This window comes from Variovorax sp. V93 (genome assembly GCF_041154485.1).
In the GTDB taxonomy this organism is placed as follows: Bacteria; Pseudomonadota; Gammaproteobacteria; order Burkholderiales; family Burkholderiaceae_C; genus Variovorax; species Variovorax beijingensis_A.
In genome coordinates, this window is the sequence record NZ_AP028670.1 from 190518 (window position 1) to 209620 (window position 19103).

General features: G+C 65.2%; 20 protein-coding genes. 19 read left to right on the forward strand and 1 reads right to left on the reverse strand.

Annotation, left to right across the window (positions count from 1 at the left end; genetic code table 11):
• Positions 1-53 precede the first annotated feature (53 nt).
• The 13 genes from ACAM54_RS26895 (at position 54) to ACAM54_RS26955 (ending at position 12831) form a co-directional block, all read left to right on the forward strand.
• Positions 54-1091, forward strand: coding sequence for an SMP-30/gluconolactonase/LRE family protein (locus ACAM54_RS26895; RefSeq protein ID WP_369651715.1), 1038 nt, complete (start codon positions 54-56; stop codon positions 1089-1091).
• Positions 1088-2083, forward strand: coding sequence for a fumarylacetoacetate hydrolase family protein (locus ACAM54_RS26900; RefSeq protein ID WP_369651714.1), 996 nt, complete (start codon positions 1088-1090; stop codon positions 2081-2083). The genes ACAM54_RS26895 and ACAM54_RS26900 overlap by 4 nt, the downstream gene beginning before the upstream one ends.
• Positions 2084-2087: 4 nt before the next feature.
• Complete coding sequence (locus tag ACAM54_RS26905; protein ID WP_369651713.1) at positions 2088-2873, forward strand: cyclase family protein; 786 nt, start codon at positions 2088-2090, stop codon at positions 2871-2873.
• Position 2874: 1 nt separating this feature from the next.
• Positions 2875-3813, forward strand: a complete 939-nt coding sequence (locus ACAM54_RS26910) for an NAD-dependent epimerase/dehydratase family protein (RefSeq protein WP_369651712.1) — start codon at positions 2875-2877, stop codon at positions 3811-3813.
• Positions 3814-3833: 20 nt separating this feature from the next.
• A complete protein-coding gene (locus ACAM54_RS26915; protein ID WP_369651711.1) occupies positions 3834-4790 on the forward strand; it encodes a 2Fe-2S iron-sulfur cluster-binding protein in 957 nt (318 codons plus the stop codon).
• Between the two features lie 110 nt (positions 4791-4900).
• Complete coding sequence (locus tag ACAM54_RS26920; protein ID WP_369651710.1) at positions 4901-5938, forward strand: Rieske 2Fe-2S domain-containing protein; 1038 nt, start codon at positions 4901-4903, stop codon at positions 5936-5938.
• Between the two features lie 164 nt (positions 5939-6102).
• Positions 6103-6927 carry a helix-turn-helix transcriptional regulator gene (locus ACAM54_RS26925; protein WP_369651709.1) on the forward strand — a complete coding sequence of 275 codons (825 nt, stop codon included), beginning with the start codon at positions 6103-6105 and terminating at the stop codon, positions 6925-6927.
• Positions 6928-7036: 109 nt separating this feature from the next.
• Positions 7037-7591 carry a VOC family protein gene (locus tag ACAM54_RS26930; protein ID WP_369651708.1) on the forward strand — a complete coding sequence of 185 codons (555 nt, stop codon included), beginning with the start codon at positions 7037-7039 and terminating at the stop codon, positions 7589-7591.
• Positions 7582-8904 carry a fumarylacetoacetase gene (gene fahA, locus ACAM54_RS26935; RefSeq protein WP_369651707.1) on the forward strand — a complete coding sequence of 441 codons (1323 nt, stop codon included), beginning with the start codon at positions 7582-7584 and terminating at the stop codon, positions 8902-8904. Before ACAM54_RS26930 ends, fahA begins: the two co-directional genes overlap by 10 nt.
• Before the next feature lie 27 nt (positions 8905-8931).
• Positions 8932-9879, forward strand: a complete 948-nt coding sequence (locus ACAM54_RS26940; RefSeq protein ID WP_369651706.1) for an MBL fold metallo-hydrolase — start codon at positions 8932-8934, stop codon at positions 9877-9879.
• Positions 9880-9905: 26 nt separating this feature from the next.
• Complete coding sequence (locus ACAM54_RS26945; RefSeq protein WP_369651705.1) at positions 9906-11639, forward strand: FAD-dependent oxidoreductase; 1734 nt, start codon at positions 9906-9908, stop codon at positions 11637-11639.
• A complete protein-coding gene (locus ACAM54_RS26950) occupies positions 11636-11869 on the forward strand; it encodes a DUF2783 domain-containing protein (RefSeq protein ID WP_369651704.1) in 234 nt (77 codons plus the stop codon). Before ACAM54_RS26945 ends, ACAM54_RS26950 begins: the two co-directional genes overlap by 4 nt.
• Positions 11866-12831 carry a Bug family tripartite tricarboxylate transporter substrate binding protein gene (locus ACAM54_RS26955; protein WP_369651703.1) on the forward strand — a complete coding sequence of 322 codons (966 nt, stop codon included), beginning with the start codon at positions 11866-11868 and terminating at the stop codon, positions 12829-12831. Before ACAM54_RS26950 ends, ACAM54_RS26955 begins: the two co-directional genes overlap by 4 nt.
• A 126-nt stretch (positions 12832-12957) precedes the next feature.
• On the opposite strand, the gene ACAM54_RS26960 is transcribed toward ACAM54_RS26955, so the two are convergent.
• Complete coding sequence (locus ACAM54_RS26960; RefSeq protein WP_369651702.1) at positions 12958-13665, reverse strand: FadR/GntR family transcriptional regulator; 708 nt, start codon at positions 13663-13665, stop codon at positions 12958-12960.
• A 335-nt stretch (positions 13666-14000) separates the two neighbouring features.
• On the opposite strand from ACAM54_RS26960, the gene ACAM54_RS26965 reads away from it, so the two are divergent.
• The 6 genes from ACAM54_RS26965 to ACAM54_RS26990 all read left to right on the forward strand — a co-directional run bounded on the left by ACAM54_RS26965 (position 14001) and on the right by ACAM54_RS26990 (position 19090).
• On the forward strand, positions 14001-14684 hold the full coding sequence (locus ACAM54_RS26965) for an amino acid ABC transporter permease (protein WP_369651701.1): 684 nt from the start codon (positions 14001-14003) through the stop codon (positions 14682-14684).
• 12 nt (positions 14685-14696) lie between these two features.
• Positions 14697-15347, forward strand: coding sequence for an amino acid ABC transporter permease (locus ACAM54_RS26970; RefSeq protein WP_369651700.1), 651 nt, complete (start codon positions 14697-14699; stop codon positions 15345-15347).
• Positions 15331-16059, forward strand: a complete 729-nt coding sequence (locus tag ACAM54_RS26975; protein WP_369651699.1) for an amino acid ABC transporter ATP-binding protein — start codon at positions 15331-15333, stop codon at positions 16057-16059. Before ACAM54_RS26970 ends, ACAM54_RS26975 begins: the two co-directional genes overlap by 17 nt.
• Positions 16060-16141: 82 nt before the next feature.
• Positions 16142-16906, forward strand: a complete 765-nt coding sequence (locus ACAM54_RS26980; protein WP_369651698.1) for a transporter substrate-binding domain-containing protein — start codon at positions 16142-16144, stop codon at positions 16904-16906.
• 31 nt (positions 16907-16937) lie between these two features.
• Positions 16938-17948 carry a zinc-binding alcohol dehydrogenase family protein gene (locus tag ACAM54_RS26985; RefSeq protein WP_369651697.1) on the forward strand — a complete coding sequence of 337 codons (1011 nt, stop codon included), beginning with the start codon at positions 16938-16940 and terminating at the stop codon, positions 17946-17948.
• Positions 17949-17953: 5 nt separating this feature from the next.
• Entirely contained in the window at positions 17954-19090 is a 1137-nt protein-coding gene (locus ACAM54_RS26990) for a mannitol dehydrogenase family protein (protein WP_369651696.1), read from the forward strand.
• Positions 19091-19103: the final 13 nt, after the last annotated feature.

The following is a 19103-nucleotide window of genomic DNA, read 5'->3' on the forward strand; positions in this document are numbered from 1 at the left end:
ATTGCGAAACGCCATTGGTGCGGCGGGCCCGCGGTCCCTATGCTCCTGTCGCCATGACAAAGAGCAATCCACTGCAAGGCTGGCAGGTCGACCCCGACGCCGTCCGCCATATCGGCCAGGACCTTCAGCGTCCCGAATGCATCCTCGCCGAAAAGAACGGCACGCTGTGGGCCGCCGATGCGCGCGGCGGCGTGATGCGCATCGCGCCCGACGGCAGCCAGCGCCTCATCGTGCCGCAGCAATCCGCCGCGGCGGCGACCTCCACCGATTTCCAGACACGCTACGTGCAGAGCCAGGGCTCGCTGCCCAACGGCATGGCCTTCTTGCCCAACGGCGATTTCGTCATCGCCAACTGGGGTAGCGACGCAGTCGAGCTGATGACGCGCGAAGGGCACGTACGCCGCCTGTTCGACAGCATCGACGGACAACCCATTGGCAAGGCCAATTTCGTGCTGCGCGACAGCCGCGGCAGGGTGTGGCTCACGGTGACCACGCGCATGCAACCATGGACCGACTCCGTCAACGCGCGCGCCCGTGACGGCTACATCGCCCTCATCGATAACAAGGGCGTGCGCATCGTCGCCGACGGCTTCGAGGGCACCAACGAGGTTCGGCTTGATGCGCGTGAGGAATGGCTGTACGTCGTGGAGAGCAACGGCCGGCACATCTCGCGCCTGCGGGTTCAGGAAGACGGCTCCCTGACGCACAGGGAAGTGTATGGCCCGAGCTCGCTGCCGGGCTTTCCGGACGGCTTCGCCTTCGATGCGCACGGCAATCTCTGGGTGACGCTCGTGATGACGGATCAGCTCATCGCCATCACCCCCGAAGGCGAGGTCCTGATGCTGCTGGACGACAGCAATCCCGAAGCGGCACGGAAGCTCAACGAGCACTACGAAGCGCGCACCCTCACGCCCGAGATCATGGGCGCCTGCGCCGGCACGCTCGCGCCCTGGATGGCCAGCATCACCTTCGGCGGACCCGACCTGCGCACCGTCTACCTCGGGAGCCTCCGCGGCACCACCTTGCCCAGCTTCCGCTCGCCCGTCGCCGGGCTGGCACCCATCCACTGGAATGAGATCTGCTCCGCATGAAATTCGCGACACTCAAGAACGGCAGCAAGGACGGCCGCCTGGTGGTCGTATCGCGCGACCTGCAGCGCGCCGCCGATGCCGGCCCGATCGCGCCCAGCCTGCTGGCCGCCGTCGAGACCTGGGACGCTTGCGCGCCGCGGCTGCTCGCGCTGTACGAACGCCTGAACGAAGGCCAGGCGGAGGGCGCATTCGATTTCGAGCCAGGCCAGGCCGCAGCGCCCCTGCCGCGCGCGCCCCAATGGTGCGACGGCTCGGCCTTCCTGAACCACGGGCGCCTGATGGAGAAGGCCTTCAACATACCGCCCATCCCGGACATGGACACGATTCCGCTCATGTACCAGGGCGGGTCGGATGACATGCTCGGGGCGCACGACGACATCCCGCTGCCGGACGAAGCGCACGGCATCGACTTCGAGGGAGAGTTCGGCGTGATCGTCGGCGACGTTCCCATGGGCAGCGGCGCGGCGCTGGCGCACAGCCGCATCCTGCTGCTGGTGCAGATCAACGACGTGAGCCTGCGCGCCTTCGGCCCGCGCGAGATGCGCACCGGCTTCGGCTTCTTCCAGGCGAAACCTTCGTCCAGCTTTGCGCCGGTGGTCGTGACGCCAGACGAAATCGGCGACGCCTGGCGCGATGCGCGCATCGGCCTCGACCTGCAGGTGGAACACAACGGCCAATGGTTCGGCAATCCGAACGGCGGCGAGATGAACTTCGGTTTCGACCAGCTGATCGCGCACGCGGCCGCCACCCGGCGTCTGCGCGCGGGGACGATCATCGGCTCCGGGACTGTCTCGAACGCATCCGGGAAGAACGGCTCTGCCTGCATCGCCGAGCGCCGCGCGATCGAAGCCATCGGCCAGGGCGAAGCCAAGACACCGTTCATGAAGTTCGGCGACCGCGTGCGCATGGAAGCCCGCTGGCAAGGCCGGCCCGTGTTCGGCGCGATCGACCAGCGCGTGGTCCGGGCCGAGCTGCCGGAAGGAGCGAGGTAAGCCAATGCCACGATTCGTCGACCTGTCGATCTACCTCGAGAACGACGTGCTTTCGGACCCGCCCATGCTGGCGCCGAAGATCGAATACCAGAAGCACGGCGACACGCTGCCGGAGTTCATGAAGCTGCTCCCGGGCACGCAGCCGCAGGACTACCCGGACCAGGAAGCGGCGGCGGCCGAATGGGTGCGGCTGACCACGCACAACGGCACGCACCTCGATGCGCCCTACCACTTCCATTCCACGCAGGATGCGAAGCTGGGCGACCCGCGCCCCTCGATGACCATCGACGAGGTGCCGCTGGACTGGTGCTTCCGCCCGGGCGTGAAGCTGGACTTCCGGCATCTGCCCGACGGCCACGTCTGCACGGCGGCCGAGGTGGCGGCGGAACTCGAGCGCATCGGCCACGAACTGAAGCCCTTCGACATCGTGGTGGTCAATACGCGGGCCGGGTCGCGCTACGGCCATGGCGACTACGTCAATGCGGGCTGCGGCATGGGCTACGAAGCGACGATGTATCTGCTGGAGCGCGGCGTGCGGCTCACGGGCACCGACGCGTGGAGCTGGGACGCGCCGTTCTCGTACACCGCCACGAGGTTCGCGCAGACCGGCGACAGGTCGCTGCTCTGGGAGGGCCACAAGGCGGGGAAGGACATCGGCTATTGCCATCTCGAGAAGCTGCACAACCTCGAGTCGCTGCCGGGCCATGGGTTCACCATCTGCTGCTTTCCCCACAAGATCCGCAGCGCCTCAGCCGGCTGGACGCGGGCGGTCGGCATCTTCGAGGACTGAGATGAAGGTGCTTGTCACAGGTGCGGGCGGCTTCATCGGCGCCCAGCTGGCGGCGCTGCTGCGCACGACCGGCCGCATCGGCCAGCAGCCGATCAGCGCCCTTGCGCTGGCCGATCAGCGGCTTGCCGACGTTCCCCCAGGCACGCTGGCGCTGCAAGGGGACCTGGGCTCCGCGCGGCTGCTGCAGCAGATCCGCGATTTCGCGCCGGCCGTGGTCTTCCATCTCGCCGCCGTGCCGGGCGGCGCGGCGGAAGCGGACTACGCGTTGGGGCGCCGCGTGAACCTTGACGCCACGCTGGCCTTGTTCGAAACGCTGGCCGCTGATGGCAAGCCACCCGTGGTCGTCTACGCCAGCAGCATCGCGGTCTACGGGAGCAGCCTCCCCGAGCGGGTCGGCCCCGAGACGCCTCTTCGCCCCCCGCTCACCTATGGCGCGCACAAGCTTGCCTGCGAGATCCTGCTCGCCGACTTCAGCCGCCGGGGCCTGCTGGACGGGCGTTCGGTCCGTCTGCCCGGCATCGTCGCCAGGCCCCGCGCGCCCTCGGGCCTGGCGTCCGCGTTCATGAGCGACATCCTGCATGCGCTCGCCGCCGGGGAGCCATTCATCTGCCCGGTGTCGCCGCAGGCCACGGCCTGGTGGATGTCGGCGCAGTGCTGTGCCGAGAACCTGCTGCACGCGGCCGTGATGGATGTCTCGCAGGCTGATCCCGCCCGGGCATGGCCCCTGCCCGTGCTGCGGCTGTCCATCGCGCAGGTGATCGACACGTGCGCGGCGCTGTACGGAGAGGACCGCCGGCAGCTGGTGCGGTTCGCCCCTCAAGCCGGACTTGAAAACGTGTTCGGACGCTATCCGCAGCTGGACGATGCGCCTTCGCGCGCGCTGGGACTGCGCGACGACGGTTCGGCCGAGACGCTCGTGCGGCGCGCGCTGGGCGCTTGAGAAACCAAGGGAATGAAGCAATGGAAGCGCTGAATCTGGTCGTTTGCAGCCGGCGGCAGGAAGCCGAAGGGATCTGCAGTTTCGAGCTCGAGGCGGTGCACGGTGACGAGCTGCCGCCGTTCGCCGCCGGGGCGCATGTCGATGTGCACGTGCAGCCGGGCATCGTGCGCCAGTATTCGCTGTGCGGCGATCCGGCCGATCGGCGTCGCTGGCGCATTGCGGTGCTGCGTGAGGCAGCTTCGCGCGGGGGCTCCGCCGGCATGCATGACCACGTCCGTCCGGGCACCACGTTGCAGGTGAGCGAGCCGCGCAACCACTTCCCGCTTGTTCCGGCGCGCCACAGCCTCCTGATCGCGGGGGGAATCGGCGTCACGCCGATCCTGTCCATGGCGCGCGCGCTGAACGGCGAGGGCCGCAGCTTCCACATGCACTACTGCACGCGCTCTCCCGCGCGCATTGCATTTCGCGACGAGATCGGGACTGGGGCTTTTGCCGATAAGGTCAGCTTCCATTTCGACGACGGCGAGCCGGCGCAGAAATTCGACGCCGACCATGTGCTGGCGAATTCCCTGCCCGGAACGCACCTGTATGTCTGCGGGCCCTCCGGCTTCATGGACCATGTGCTCGGCACGGCGCGGCGCCTTGGCTGGGCCGAGGACCGCCTTCATCGCGAATACTTCGCCGCATCGGCCGCAGCTTCAATTGCGGACGCCGCTTTTGAGGTGCGCCTCGCACACTCGGGTCACTCGCTGAGGGTCGAGGCGAACCAGACCGTCCTGCAAGTTCTGCTGGGTGCAGGCATCGATATCACGTTCTCGTGCGAGTCCGGTGTCTGCGGGTCCTGTCTCACGCGTGTGCTGGAGGGAACGCCGGATCATCGCGACGTCTATCTCTCGGACGCGGAGCATGCGGCGAACGACCAGTTCACACCCTGCTGCTCGCGCTCGAGGACGCCCGTGCTGGTGCTCGATCTTTAGCGCCGCTGCGCGCAGTTCCCTGCACCGTGTGCTCTGTTTGTGTTGTGGCAAGCCAGCAAGGAGAAGGCAATGCTTTGCTGAGCCGGTACCGAAACCCAGAGGAGATTTCAATGGCTTTCCTGAAAAACGCCTGGTATGTGGCCAGTTGGAGCGATGCACTCAAGCCCGGCGAACTGTTGCCTCGCAAGATTCTTGGTGAGGATGTGCTGCTCCTGCGCGATTCGAAAGGTCAGGTCGCGGCCATGCAAGACCGTTGTCCCCATCGGTTCATCCCACTTCACATGGGACGAATCGTCGAAGACACCGTGGAATGCTGCTATCACGGGCTTCGCTTCGACTGCTCCGGTCGCTGCGTTTTGAATCCGCACGGCGACGGAAAGATCCCAGCGGCAGCCAGAGTGCGGACCTACCCACTCGTCGAGCGCCACAGCATTGTCTGGATCTGGATGGGTGACCAAGAGGCCAATCCGGAAAGAATCCCCGACTACGGTGTGCTCGATTCCGATAGCGGCTTCATGACCACGCGTGGCGACATCCTCATGCAGTCCAACTACATCCTGATGGGCGAGAACCTTCTGGACCTCAGCCACGTGGCGTTCTTGCACAAGGGCTTGTTGGGCAGCGACCAAATGGTCAAGACGCTACCGTCGGTGCGCGAGGAGTCGGGCCACCTCCACGTCGACCGGTTGATGAAGGACGTCGATGTTCCATCGGTGTTCAACATGATCTTCCGCAACGACGGCAAGCCCGTTGACGCGTGGCAAAACATGCGCTGGACACCGCCGAGCTGCTACTTGCTGGACGTCGGTGTCACTGCTCCTGGTCATTCTCGCGACGACGGCGCATGGTTCTTTGGCATCCATCTGCTGACGCCAGAGACCGAGTCGACAACGCACTATCACTTCGCTTCGGCCCGCCCACCAGGCTCGGTCGTCGACCCAGACTTGGACGCGGAGTTGGCTCGCTGTCGCCGTATTGCCTTTGCCGACCAGGACAAGCCGGTCGTCGAGGCACAGCAGCGCGTTGTCGGGACACAGGAATTCTGGTCAATGAAGCCGGTACTTCTGCCTGTCGATGCAGGACCTGTGCGCATGCGTCGAAGCATGGAGCGACTCATCGCAGAAGAATCGAAGGGCGTCGATGCCTGAGTTAACCGCTGCCTTCCTCTTGCTCAGCACATAGCGGGTGCGCCTCGCTCTTGCGAGGGACCCGCTACGTCGCGCTACTGCCGGGACTATTCCCGATTCCCGAAGATTGCCTACTTTGCTATACATGAGTGCATCAGCAAAGGGAACTCGATGAGGGACATCGGATGTCACTGATTCTCAGGTCCAGCCCGGAGTCCGCGGCTCAACTCACGAGTCTGCTCGCTCGACCCATTCTGGCGCTCGGTCAGCCCTCTTTTGGGCCTGCGCTGCTCGGCGTCGTCGGCGACGCTTTCCGGGCGGACCTGCTGTCGGCCTTCTCTCTCGACGAGGTCGGCCGCCCGCACTATCGATTTGCGACAGCCGTCACCGAACTCGGGAACGCCTTTGCGGAACGCGCCGGTGTCCGCTATGAGTCCGATTACTGGAGCAGCGATCCCGGACTGGGCGGGCTCGTCCGGGCGCAACGAGAGACGCCTGGCACGGTGGTGTCCCAGCAGGCGTGGAGCCACATCCCGCCCACCTGGTATCGGGCCGTGTGCTACGAGCAGCCACAGTTGGTGGATCGTGTTTCGGTGCTCGCGGATGTCGCAGGCAGGCGCTTGCTCTTGAGCGCCTACCGCCGGGCGGTGCATGGCCCCTTCAGTGACGAAGAGATCCGCGGCTTTGCCGCCAATGCCGACATCCTGGTGGCCTTGGTAGGCAAGCATGTCGAGATGGCAGACGAGCCAGGCCGCAACCCGGGCGCGCAGGAGGATTCGCTCGACGAGCGCTTGGCGGCGCGTTTTCCTGCCCTCAGCACCCGCGAGCGACAGGTTTGCGCGGGCATCGTGGGCGGCCTGTCGGCGAAGGAGATCGCCAGGACCTATGGCATCGAGCCCAGCAGCGTCGTGACCTACAAGAAGCGCGCGCTGGACAAGATCGAAGTGCCCAACGGGCACGCGCTCGTGGCGCTGTGGCACGCGTCCGGGCGGAGATCGCCGCCGGCGTAGAGCAACGGATCGCCTTGTCCCCATTGCTAGGGGACAGACGTGTGAGCGCGGGGGGCCGACACTGCGGCCCCATGACACATCGACACACTTGCACGAGGCGCACCGCGCCATGAGCGACTGCCCCTCCATCCACGGGCTGCACCACTACGCTGCCCGGTGTCGCGACGCCGAACAGACCCGGCATTTCTACGAGGACCTGCTCGGCCTGCCGCTGGCGCATGTGATCCGTGCCGACAGGGTCCCCAGCACTGGCGAGCACTGTCCCTACGTGCACCTGTTCTTCCGGCTGGCGGACGGCTCGTGCATCGCCTTCTTCGACCTGGGTGATGGCCAAGCGGCCGAGCCGTCTCCCAACACACCGGCCTGGGTCCACCACATCGCCTTCAACATCCGCGCATTGCCGGAGCTGTTGGCCATGAAGGTCCGCCTGCAGTCCGCAGGGGTGGAGGTGCTCGGCCCCACCGACCATGGTTTCGTGCAGTCGATCTATTTCTTCGATCCGAACGGCCTGCGGCTGGAACTCACTGTGCCGACCGCGAGCGAAGCCGAGGTCACGGGCTACGAGCTCGAGGCGCATGCGCGCCTGCGTGCGTGGACCGCGGAAAAGACAGCTGCAGTCACAGACGGCGCGGCAGTCAACGCTCTGGAGCACCGATGCCGCTGAATCGCACGCACGATCCGCAGCGCCGCGGCTGGCTCGCGTCGGCCAACGCCGTCGGTACCGACTTTCCGCTGCAGAACCTGCCGCTGGGCAGCTTCAAGGCTGCCGGATCCCCGCAAGTCCGGGTGGGCATCGCCATCGGCGAGAGCGTACTGGACCTATTTGCCGTGCACAGCGCGCGGCTGTTGCGCGCAGAGGCGGCCGATGCGGCAGCCGTGGCACACGAGGGCGGACTCGCGGCCTTGATGGCCCTGCCTGCGGAAGCAATGTCTTCCTTGCGTGCCGGCGTCTTCGACCTGCTGTGCGACGACACCGAAGCCGGCGCGCGAACGCAAGGCCTGACGCCCGAAGTGCTCCGGGACGCAGCGCAGGTGCAGATGCAACTGCCTTGCGCTATTCGCGGCTATACGGACTTCCTGGCCTCGGAGCACCACACGGAGCGCAATGGACGGCTCAAGGGCCTCGCCGTCCCGGTGCCGGAGGCCTACCGATCGGTTCCGGTCGCCTACCACGGCCGTGCTTCTTCCATCGTCGTCAGCGGCACGGAGGTACGCCGCCCCAACGGACAGTGGAAGGCTGCGGACGGTCGGGTGGTGTTCGGCCCGGCGGACGCGCTCGACTTCGAACTGGAGATGGGCATCTTCATCGGGCAAGGCAATCCTCAGGGCCTGCCTGTCAAGCTTGCTGACGCGCACCGGCACATCTTCGGCCTGTGCCTGCTGAACGACTGGTCCTCGAAGGCCGTGCAGTGGTGGGAGCAGATGCTCGGTCCCTTCCTCGGCAAGAACTTCGCTACGTCCATCTCGCCATGGATCGTCACCCAGGAGGCGCTGGAGCCTTTCCGGGTTGCCGCGCCGCAGCGCGCCACTTCGCATCCGCCGGTCCTGCCCTACCTCGATGTGGGACGGCACTCGCAGGCCGGCAGTTGGAACATCGACCTTGTCGCGTGCCTCTCGACCCGGCAGATGCGCGAACGAAACCAGGCTGCCGCCGTAGTGACGCAAACCGGACTGCGCCATCTGTGTTGGACGCCGGCCCAGATGGTGGCCCACCACACCAGCAACGGTTGCAACCTCGAGACGGGCGACCTGCTCGGAACCGGAACGATCTCCGGTCCACACGACGATAGCCGCGCCTGCATGACCGAGCTCACCAGCGCCGGCCGCGCGCCGCTCGCGCTTTCTGGCGGGGAATCGCGCGGCTGGCTCGCCGATGGTGATGAGGTCGTCCTGCGCGCCCGGGCCTCCGCACCCGGGCATGTGCCGATCGGCTTCGGCGAATGCCGGGGCCTGATCCTGCCCTCCCTCACCTACTGATTCAACAACCACCGGAACCAGCAAACCATGAACAAACCCTTCGCATCCAGTGCCGACCTCAACGAGCAACGTCCTCAGGTGGTCGAACTCGCGCCCGACGTGTACGGCTACATCAGCGCGTCCGATCCCAACTGTGGATTCGTGGTGGGGCGCGACTGCGTGCTCGCAGTGGACACCACGGCCACCCCAGCCAGCGCCCGGCGCTGGCTCGAGGAGGTCCGCAAGATCACCGACAAGCCGGTTCGCTACGTGTTTCTCACCCACTACCACGCGGTGCGGGTCATGGGCGTATCAGCATTCGAGGGCGCCACCATCATCGCCAGCCGCGGCACCGGCTCGCTGATCGAGGAGCGCGGTTTGGCCGACTACGAGTCCGAGCGTGTCCGCATGCCACGGCTGTTCGCGGACGCCGACGTCATCGAGGGACTTTCCACGCCGCACATCACCTTCCAGGACGAGCTCACCCTGGACCTGGGCAACCAAAAGGTCGTCCTGAAGCACCTGGGCCGTGGGCACTCGGCCGGAGACGCGGTCTGCTGGATTCCGGGGGCGGACGTCATGTTCGGTGGAGACCTGATCGAGAACCGCTGCGGCATCTATTGCGGCGACGCCTACCTGGCGGACTGGCTGGAGACGCTGGAGCGGCTGCGGGAGTGTGCGCCGCGGGTACTCGTACCCGGCCGGGGCAACCCCATGCGAACGCCCAAGGAGATTTCCGATGCGATCGACACGCACAAGGACTTTCTGGTCACGCTGCTCGCGACCGTGCGGTACGGCTTGTCGCAGGGCCTGGACCTGAAGGGCTGCTACGACTTGGCCGATCGCCAGCTCACGGCCCGCTTCGGCGACTGGCCCGTGTACCGGCACGTGCTGCCGTTCGACGTGGCGCGGGCCTTCGATGAGCTGCGCGGGCTGCGGCATCCACAGATCTGGACGACCGAGAAAGACCGGCAGCTCTGGGCTGCGCTCGTCTGATGCCACAACCGGATGTGCGCCACACCATGAGTTCCGCTGAACAGCCCTACGCTGCTTCGCCGTACACGAATGGCTACGAGTTCAGCCAGGGCAGGGGCTACGCTCTTCCCGAATATCCGTTCGTTCCGCCGCCAGCGCTTGTCGAAGGCACGGTCGGGCGCTGCCAGGTGGCCATCGTCGGCGGCGGGCTTTCCGGGCTGACGCTGGCCTGCGCCCTCGCGCGACAAGGCGTCGAGGCGGTGCTGCTGGACGAGGACAACACCGTGGGGGTCAAGGGCGCCTCCTCGCGCGGCATCTGCTACACGCAGAAGTCGCTGGAGATCTTCCAGCGACTGGGCATCTTCGAGCGGATTGCTGCCAAGGGAATCCAATGGCGCGTCGGTCGGACCTACCTCGACGACGACGAGATCTACGCGTTCGACCTGCAGCGGCAGCCGGGCTTCGAACTGTCCGAGCAGCCGCCCTTCATCAATATCCAGCAGTTCTACGTGGAGGGCTACCTGGTCGAAAGAATCATGGAGCTCGGCCACGTCGAGCTGCGCTGGAGCAGCCGAGTGACAGGCTTCCGGATGGACGAGGATGGTGCACGCCTGGAGGTGCAGACGCCCGCCGGGCAGTACGTCCTGCAGGCGGACTACGTTGTCGACGCCACGGGCTCGCGCAGCCCCTTCCGCGCCTGGGCCGGCGCGCAGATGTCGGGCCAGCGCAGCGATGATCGCTGGTGCATTGCCGACGTCCGCTTTGCCGACCAGCCGCCGCTGGAGCGCCACACGTGGGTCGAGGCGCCATTCAACGAGGGCCGCGCGGTCTGGCAGCACCTGATGGGCGACGGCGTCTGGCGTATCGACTACCAGATGGCACCCGACGCCGATCCCCGCGAGATCAGCCGGGAGGATATCGTGCGAGAGCGCCTGGCACAGCAGTTCGGGGCGGACTGCGAAGTCGAGGTCCTCTGGGTGGGGCCCTGGATGTACCGCAGCGAATGCATCGACCGCATGCGCTACCACAGGCTCTTCTTCATGGGTGACGCGGCCAAGGTGGTCAGTCCGTTCGGCGCGCGCGGCGGCAATACCGGCGTGGCTGATGCCGACAACCTCGCCTGGAAGCTGGCGGCGGTGACGCGCGGCGCGGCGCCCCCAGAGCTTCTGGAGACCTACCACGACGAGCGCCATGAAGCCGCTCTGGTCAACATCGCGGTGACGGACCGCACCGCACGCTTCATGCGCGCGCGCACCGCGACTGAGCGGCTCTTCCGCAGTGCCGTGCTGTCGCTGGCACGCCAGCACCCCTTCGCGCGTTCGTTCGTCAATACCGGGCGCATGGCGGTGGCCAACCGCTACACGCGTTCACCCGTCTGCGGCCTGCACGGCGGGACATCGGTGCAAAACGTGAGGTTCACCCGCCCGAACGGGACCCAGGCGCTGCTCAACGACCTGCTCGAATCCGGTGGCCCCCACGTCCTGGTACTGCTGCTGTTCGGGCGACCGGGGCAAGCGGACGATTCGCTTCAGCGCGAGCGCCTTGCGGGTCTGCCCGTGCGTTGCATCGCCGTGCAGGAAGGCCAGGCCTCAGCTGGCGGCATCGACCACATCGTGGACGCGGAAGGCCGGCTGCGACGCGCCTGCATGCTGCCCGCGACCTCGGGCTGGGCCTTGCTGCGACCCGACGCGTACCTGGCCGCGGCAGGCTCCCTGGAGCACGATGACCCGGTGGCGGCGGTGCGCACGGCACTGGGCCTTGCTGCCAAAGGAATCCAATGAAGACCGCACTCGCTCTCGAAGATCCGGACGGCATCTACGAACAACTCCTGGACGCGCATGCCGGCCTGAGCGATGAACAGTCCTCGGCTTTCAATGCGCTGCTGATCCTCCTGCTGGTGAACCAAGTGGGTGATCAAACAGCTTCCGGCTGCATCCAAGCGGCACGGCTGGAGCTGGAGTCGCGCACCCCACGCTCGCATTCCTACCTCACTCCCACGGAGACATCATGAAGCCGATGCAATTTCTTCTCGCTGCCTGCGTAGCACTGGCGGCTTGGACGGCCCAGGCCCAGTCTTTCCCGGCCCAGCCCATCAAATGGATCGTGCCGTTCGCGGCCGGCGGCGGCACCGACAACATCGCGCGCACGCTTGCCGAAGTCATTCAGCAGGGGCTCGGCGCGCCCGTCGTGATCGACAACCGTCCGGGCGCGGCCACCAATGTCGGCGTCGCCGCGCTCCTGCACGGCAAGGCCGACGGCTACACGGTCATGCAAGCGGAGAACGGCGCCCTGCTGTTCAACGAATTCCTGTTCGCCAAGCTCCCATATAACCCCACTAAGGACTTTACATACATCGGCGGCATCGGGCGCCTGCCGGTGGCTCTCGCCGTGCATCCTTCGCTGCCGGTCCGCACGCTGGCGGATTTCGTGGCCTATGCCAAGGAGAACAGCGGCAAGGCGCACTACGCCTCAGCCGGCGTCGGAACGCCGCACCACATGGCCATGGAGCTGTTCAAGCAGCAGGCCGGCCTCGACCTGGTCCATATTCCCTACAAGGGGGCAGCGCCGGCGCTGCAGGACCTGGTGGGCGGACAGGTGAAAGTCATGATGGTGGACTTGGCTTCGTCACTCCAGTACATCCGCGCCGGCAAGATCCATGTGGTGGCGATCGCTGCGAACCGGCGTGCCCAGGCCCTTCCGGACGTGCCGACCTTCAGGGAAGGCGGCTATAAGGACGTCGATGCCTACGCATTCCAGGGCCTGATCGGCCCGGCCGGCATGCCCGCCGACGTGGTCGCCAAGCTCAACGCCGAACTGAACAAGGCCCTCGCGCATCCGAAGGTGGTCGCCCTCTTCAGCAACTTCGGTTTCGAAGCCATGACCGGCACTCCGGAAGAATTCCGCACCGCGGCACGCGATGAGCGCATGCGCTGGGGCCGGGTCATCAAGACGGCGGGCGTGCAGCTCGAATGAAGCGGGGTGACCTGACGACCCACCGACAGGCCAGCCGGTGATCAAGAGCAAGAGCACCGGATTGAGCGTCCTCCCAATGCGACTGCGCGCCTGACGCCTTGGCCGGCATAGAACGGTGAACCTGCATCAGGACCACTCCCGCCGGGATGCCACCCAACGATCCTGCGACGCCTGAAGGTGTGAACGCATGGCGGTCTGCGCTGCAAGCACGTCCCGGCTTTCCAGGGCTCGCAAGATGCCTTCATGTTCGCGCAGCGCCTCCATCCAGGTTTCGCTGCTTTCCGAGCGCACCCTGAGCCGGGAGGAGATGGGACTGTGGCGTCCATCGAACAATTCCCCGACCAGGCGCTCCATGACCGAGTTGCCTGTCATTGCGGCGATGGCCAGGTGAAACGCGCGGTCTTCTTTCAAGGGCGGACGATTTTCTTCGATCGCGGCACGCATCTCCGCCAACGCCTTCGATACGGCCGCGATCCCTTCAGGCGACGCCAGGCCGCATGCCAACGCGACCACCGAACCTTCGAACGCCGAACGGGTCTGCATCAGCTCGATCGGACTCTCGCCCAACGATGCAGTCGATTGCGATGCGCGCTCCGGCGGGGCGCAGACATAAACGCCGACGCCCATGCGGACTTCAACGCTGCCATCCAGTTCCAGTGCGATCAATGCCTCGCGAACGGAAGGACGCGATACGCCCAGCTGTTGCGCGAGGTCGCGCTCCGGGGGCAACCGGGAGCCCTCCGAAAAACCGCCCTCCTTGATGAGGGCTCGAATCTGGTCGGCGATCTGCTGGTAAAGCCGCCGGTTATCGACGGGTTTGAGCTGATTGATCACGTTTGCCCTTCATTCCAAAAAAGAGGCTCGGCGGCCTTACCACATGCGTGCGTGGCGAGTGACCTTACCACCGATTGACCCGCAGTGTACCCCGCAAAGCGCGCTTGAAAACAGGGGGAGCTATGCCCCGCCAGAAGGGAACGTGTCCTCGGCCAGTTGGCAACCAAGGGTATATACGGTAAGGCCACGACCGCCAATTGGGTAAAGTGGCCTTACCAAGATGTGTCGATTTTTTGAGCATACGAAACGACAGGAAAGCGATTTGGCCAGACCACGCTGCCTCGGCAGGCTCAGCCCTTCAAGGCGCACATCCCCACAGAACCAGGACAGGAGCCATGAAATACGACTTTGACATCAGCGCCCCGCTGGCCTATTGGCCGGATCTGTTGCACGCCGCCGGAACAACCTTGGGCTTGTCGCTGGCCGCGACGGTGTTCGGCTTCTTGCTCGGTGTGTTCTGCGCCGTCGCCGGCAAGAGCCGCGTCGCCTGGCTTGCACGATTGACCACGATCTACGTGGAGACGATCCGCAACACGCCATTGCTGGTACAGATATTCATCGTGTACTTCGGGCTTGCCACCATCGGCCTGAAAGTCGATGCGTTCACCGCTGCCACGGCGGCGCTGGTGATCAACGTCGGTGCGTACACCTCGGAGATCGTCCGTGCGGGCATCGAGTCGATTCCCAAGGGCCAACTGGAGGCGGCTGAGTGCCTGGGCCTCACGCGGCGTCAGCTTCTGACCCACGTGGTGCTACCGCCGGCCATCGAGCGGGTCTACCCGGCGCTCACCAGCCAGTATGTGCTGCTCATGCTGGCCTCGTCGATCACCTCGCAAATCTCTGCCGAGGAACTGACGGCGGTCGCCAACCGGATCCAGTCCGAAACCTTCCGCTCGGTGGAAACCTACCTGATCGTGGCTGCCGCCTACCTGGTGCTCTCGCTGGTGATGCGACTGGTCTTCTGGTGCGCGAGCTACGTCGCCTTCCCTCGCCGCCGACGCCTAGGCACGACCGTCTGAGGAAGAAATGCCATGACCGCCTTGTCTCTTCCCCAGCTCCAGTTCCTTTTGAGCGGCTTCGGGTGGACGATCGTCCTGACCCTGCTTGCATTCTCCGGTGGCGGAATCCTGGGCTTCGTGGTCGCGATCGCTCGCGTCTACGGGCCGAACTTCACCCGCCAGATCGTGATGCTCTACATCAAGCTGATCCAGGGCACGCCTCTACTGGTCTTGCTGTCTCTCGCCTACTTCGGCCTGCCGACGCTGGGCTTCAACATCAAGCCGCTCACCGCTGCCGCACTCGGCCTGAGCATCTATGTGTCGGCCTACCTGGGGGAGATCTGGCGCGGCTGCATCGAGTCCGTGCCGCGCACGCAGGCCGAAGCCGCAGAGTGCCTGGCGCTCAACTGGGGGCAGCGACTGATCCACGTGATCCTTCCCCAGGCCATGAAGATCGCCACGCCGCCGACCGTCGGATTCATGGTGCAAATCGTCAAGAACACCTCTTTGGCCTCCGCCATCGGATTCGTCGAACTCGCACGTGCCGGCCAGGTGATCAACAACGCCACCTTCCAGCCCTTCGTCATCTTCGTGCTCGTCGCAGCGCTGTACTTCGCCCTGTGCTACCCGCTGTCGGTGCTGAGTCGGCGCCTCGAAAGGAAATTCAATGTCGCCCATCGTTAATGTCCAGTCGATCTCGAAGAGCTACGGAGCCACCCGTGTGCTCAACGATGTGTCCTTCACTGTCGACAAGGGCTCGGTCGTTGCGATCATCGGGCGCAGCGGCTCCGGCAAGACCACGGCCTTGCGCTGCATCGATCGGCTCGAGACGGTCAGCGAGGGTCGCATCGATGTCTGCGGGCACGAGATCACCTCGCCCAAGCTGGACCTCCACCAACTGCGGCGCGATGTGGGCATCGTGTTCCAAAGCTACAACCTGTTCCCGCACATGACGGTCGAGCAGAACATCATGCTTGCTCCGCGCATTGTTCTCAAAGGCAAGCGGGACGAGGTCCGCGAACGAGCCCACGCCGTGCTGGCTCAAGTGGGCCTGTCGGACAAGGCGGACTTCTACCCGTCGCAGCTCTCCGGCGGCCAACAGCAACGTGTCGCCATCGCCCGGTCGCTCGCGATGTCTCCGCAACTGATGCTGTTCGACGAAGTCACCTCAGCACTCGATCCGGAGCTGACCGGCGAGGTCCTGCGCGTAATGGAAAAACTGGCCGCTGACGGAATGACCATGGTGCTCGTCACACACGAGATGGCTTTCGCCCGCAAGGTCGCCGACAAGATCATCTTCATGCACCGCGGCACCGTTTGGGAGGAAGGCCCTGGCGAGATGCTCGACGCTCCCAGGACCGAGGAACTGCGCAACTTCGTCGGCAGCGGCCTGTGAAATGACCGCATCGCACAAGCCTCATCGAGTACGCCCCACGGCACAACCACCTTTGCAACCATCCACCGAAAGAGAGACTCCCATGATTCAACGTTCCAAGATCTTGCGCCGCCTGTGTGCGGGTATTGCCCTGGTCGCCATTGCGGGTGCTGCACAGGCAGACCAACTCGACGAGGTGCGCGCAGCGAAGAAGATTCGCGTCGCCATCGACCTCGGGTCGCCCCCGTTCGGCACGAACGACGCGCAGATGAACCCGACCGGCTCCGACGTCGAAACGGCGCGCCTGCTGGCCAAGGACCTCGGCGTCGAACTGGAAATCGTCCCGACGACGGGCGCCAACCGGATTCCGTTTCTCCAGACCGGCAAGGCGGACGTCGTGATTTCCTCCTTGTCGGTCACGCCAGAGCGCGAGAAGGTCATCGACTTCTCGGCTCCCTATGCGCAGATCCAGGCGGTCATTGCGGCGCCCAAATCCGTCGTGGTCAAGGACTTTGCCGGCCTCGTCGGCAAACGGGTTGCCACTGCGCGCGGCACGACCAACGACAAACTTGCCACCGAGAGCGCCAAGGGTGCGCAGATCGTTCGCTTCGATGACGACAGCACCCTCGTCACCGCCGTCGCCAGTGGCCAGGTCGAGATCTTCGCAACGTCGCCCGCCATCGTGAAGACGGTCGCGGACAAGGTGCCCGCACTGGGCGTCGAGACCAAATTCGTGATGAAGAGCTTCCCCTTGGGCATTGGCATGCGCAAGGGTGAAACCAAGCTGCAAGCTTGGATCAACCAGTGGGTCGGCAACAACACCGAGAACGGCAAGCTCGCCGCCATCTACAAGCGCTTCCACGGTTGAAGCGTTCGTTCCATCACTCAAGGAAATTTTCATGCTGACTGTGATCTGCGAAACCCCCGGCACGCTGCGCGCCGAAGACCGGCCGATGCCGCTGCGTGGCGGTGACGAGGTGCTGCTGCGCGTCAAGCGCGTGGGCGTGTGCGGCACCGATCTGCACATCTTCACCGGCAACCAGCCGTATCTCAGCTACCCGCGTGTCATGGGTCACGAACTTTCCGGCATCGTCGAAGCCGCGCCGATGGGCAGCCGGTTGTCTCCGGGAGACCAGGTCTACGTCATGCCGTACTTGTCCTGTGGCAAGTGCATTGCCTGCCGCCAGGGCAAGACCAATTGCTGCGTCAACATCCAGGTGTTGGGCGTGCATCGCGATGGCGCATTTACCGAGTACCTCAGCGTTCCGCAGGCCTTCGTGCACAAGGCCGAGGGCGTATCGCTTGACCAGGCGGCGATGGTCGAGTTTCTCGCGATCGGCGCCCACGCGGTGCGACGTGCCGACGTTCGCGGTGGGCAGCGCGTACTGGTGGTCGGCGCAGGACCCATCGGCATGGCTGCGATGATCTTCTCGAAGTTGCGCGGTGCGCAGGTGACCGCGCTCGATACGCGCAAAGACCGCCTCGACTTCTGTTCAGCGCAACTCGGGATGGCTGCCAGCGTTCAGATTTCGGACGACGACGAAAAGCAGTTGGCTGCACTCACCGACAACGAGTTCTTCGACATCGTCTTCGATGCCACCGGCAATCCGAAGGCGATGGAGCGCGGCTTCAAGTTCGTCGCGCACGGCGGCACCTACGTGCTGATCTCCGTTGTCGGTGCCACGATCAGCTTCTCGGACCCGGAGTTCCACAAGCGCGAAACCACCTTGCTCGGAAGCCGCAACGCGACGACCGAAGATTTCGAGACAGTGCTCGAGGCGATGCGCGCGGGCCTCATTCCGGACGCGGCGCTCAACACGCACCGCCTTGCGCTGGCCGATGTTCCAGCCGACTTCAAGAACCTGCTGGATCCTGCCAGAGGCGTCGTCAAGGCCATCGTGGAGTGCTGAGCATCATGGGCCAGGCCATCCTCCAGTTCGGCACCAGCCGCTTCCTTCAGGCGCATGTGGACCTCTTCGTTTCGCAGGCGCTCGATCGCGGCGAAGCGGGCCAGGCGCTCGGCGGCATCATGGTCGTGCAGACGACCCGCAACCCGGCGAGCACCGAACGGGTGGCAGCCCTTGCAAGCGGTGGCGGCTATCCGGTCCGCATCCGCGGCATAAGGAGTGGTCGGCAAATCGACGAAACCATCACCTGCCGCGCCGTGCGCCAGGCCATGCAGGCGGACGCCGACTGGTCGGCGCTGCGCGACGCGGTCGCGACCGACGTCCGGGTGATCATTTCCAACACGGCCGATCGTGGGTATCAACTCGACGACGAGGACGGCCCGGGATTGATCGCCGACCGCCTGCATGCGCCCCGCAGCTTCCCGGCAAAGTTGCTGGTGCTGCTCCACCATCGTTGGCAGGCGATCCCCGCTGCCGACCTGTCGATCTTTCCCTGCGAACTCATCGAGCGCAATGGCGATGTCTTGCGCGATGTGGTGCGCGCAATGGCTGCACAGTGGAAGCTGGACGCGAGTTTCATCGAGTGGCTGGGCGAGCATTGTGTCTGGGCCAACTCACTCGTCGATCGCATTGTGTCGGAAGCCCTGCATCCGGTCGGCGCGGTTGCCGAACCCTATGCACTGTGGGCCATAGAACGTCAGCGAGGATTGACGCTGCCCTGTGCGCACCCGGACATCGTGGTGACGGACGATCTTGAGCGGTTCGAGCGGCTGAAACTGTTTTTGCTGAACGCGGGGCACACGTTCCTCGCTGAACGCTGGCTGACGGAGAACCGCGCCCAGGACGAGACGGTGAAGCAAGCCATGAACGACGCCGCCTCGCGGGGGGATCTCGAGTCGCTTTGGGCCGATGAAGTTCTGCCAGTGTTCGACGCACTTGGACAACGCACCGAAGCAGAGGCTTACCTCGTCGAGCTCAGGGAGAGGCTGCTCAATCCCTTTCTGAACCATCGTCTCGCCGATATTGCGCAGAACCACGCGCAAAAGAAACAACGGAGGCTCGCTCCCATCGTGGATCTTGCAGACAAGCTGCGGTGCGGACTCGCCCAGCCGCGGCTGCGCGCAGCGCTTGCAACGACGACTTGAATACACCCCGGAG

Bases quoted from the DNA above. Each gene is read 5' to 3' on its own strand.
- ACAM54_RS26915 (WP_369651711.1), top strand. From the start codon at position 3,834: ATGGAAGCGCTGAATCTGGTCGTTTGCAGCCGGCGGCAGGAAGCCGAA.
- ACAM54_RS26940 (WP_369651706.1), top strand. From the start codon at position 8,932: ATGAACAAACCCTTCGCATCCAGTGCCGACCTCAACGAGCAACGTCCT.
- fahA (WP_369651707.1), top strand. From the start codon at position 7,582: ATGCCGCTGAATCGCACGCACGATCCGCAGCGCCGCGGCTGGCTCGCG.
- ACAM54_RS26980 (WP_369651698.1), top strand. From the start codon at position 16,142: ATGATTCAACGTTCCAAGATCTTGCGCCGCCTGTGTGCGGGTATTGCC.
- ACAM54_RS26930 (WP_369651708.1), top strand. From the start codon at position 7,037: ATGAGCGACTGCCCCTCCATCCACGGGCTGCACCACTACGCTGCCCGG.
- ACAM54_RS26945 (WP_369651705.1), top strand. From the start codon at position 9,906: ATGAGTTCCGCTGAACAGCCCTACGCTGCTTCGCCGTACACGAATGGC.
- ACAM54_RS26985 (WP_369651697.1), top strand. From the start codon at position 16,938: ATGCTGACTGTGATCTGCGAAACCCCCGGCACGCTGCGCGCCGAAGAC.
- ACAM54_RS26975 (WP_369651699.1), top strand. From the start codon at position 15,331: ATGTCGCCCATCGTTAATGTCCAGTCGATCTCGAAGAGCTACGGAGCC.
- ACAM54_RS26990 (WP_369651696.1), top strand. From the start codon at position 17,954: ATGGGCCAGGCCATCCTCCAGTTCGGCACCAGCCGCTTCCTTCAGGCG.
- ACAM54_RS26910 (WP_369651712.1), top strand. From the start codon at position 2,875: ATGAAGGTGCTTGTCACAGGTGCGGGCGGCTTCATCGGCGCCCAGCTG.
- ACAM54_RS26920 (WP_369651710.1), top strand. From the start codon at position 4,901: ATGGCTTTCCTGAAAAACGCCTGGTATGTGGCCAGTTGGAGCGATGCA.
- ACAM54_RS26965 (WP_369651701.1), top strand. From the start codon at position 14,001: ATGAAATACGACTTTGACATCAGCGCCCCGCTGGCCTATTGGCCGGAT.
- ACAM54_RS26970 (WP_369651700.1), top strand. From the start codon at position 14,697: ATGACCGCCTTGTCTCTTCCCCAGCTCCAGTTCCTTTTGAGCGGCTTC.
- ACAM54_RS26950 (WP_369651704.1), top strand. From the start codon at position 11,636: ATGAAGACCGCACTCGCTCTCGAAGATCCGGACGGCATCTACGAACAA.
- ACAM54_RS26925 (WP_369651709.1), top strand. From the start codon at position 6,103: ATGTCACTGATTCTCAGGTCCAGCCCGGAGTCCGCGGCTCAACTCACG.
- ACAM54_RS26905 (WP_369651713.1), top strand. From the start codon at position 2,088: ATGCCACGATTCGTCGACCTGTCGATCTACCTCGAGAACGACGTGCTT.
- ACAM54_RS26900 (WP_369651714.1), top strand. From the start codon at position 1,088: ATGAAATTCGCGACACTCAAGAACGGCAGCAAGGACGGCCGCCTGGTG.
- ACAM54_RS26955 (WP_369651703.1), top strand. From the start codon at position 11,866: ATGAAGCCGATGCAATTTCTTCTCGCTGCCTGCGTAGCACTGGCGGCT.
- ACAM54_RS26895 (WP_369651715.1), top strand. From the start codon at position 54: ATGACAAAGAGCAATCCACTGCAAGGCTGGCAGGTCGACCCCGACGCC.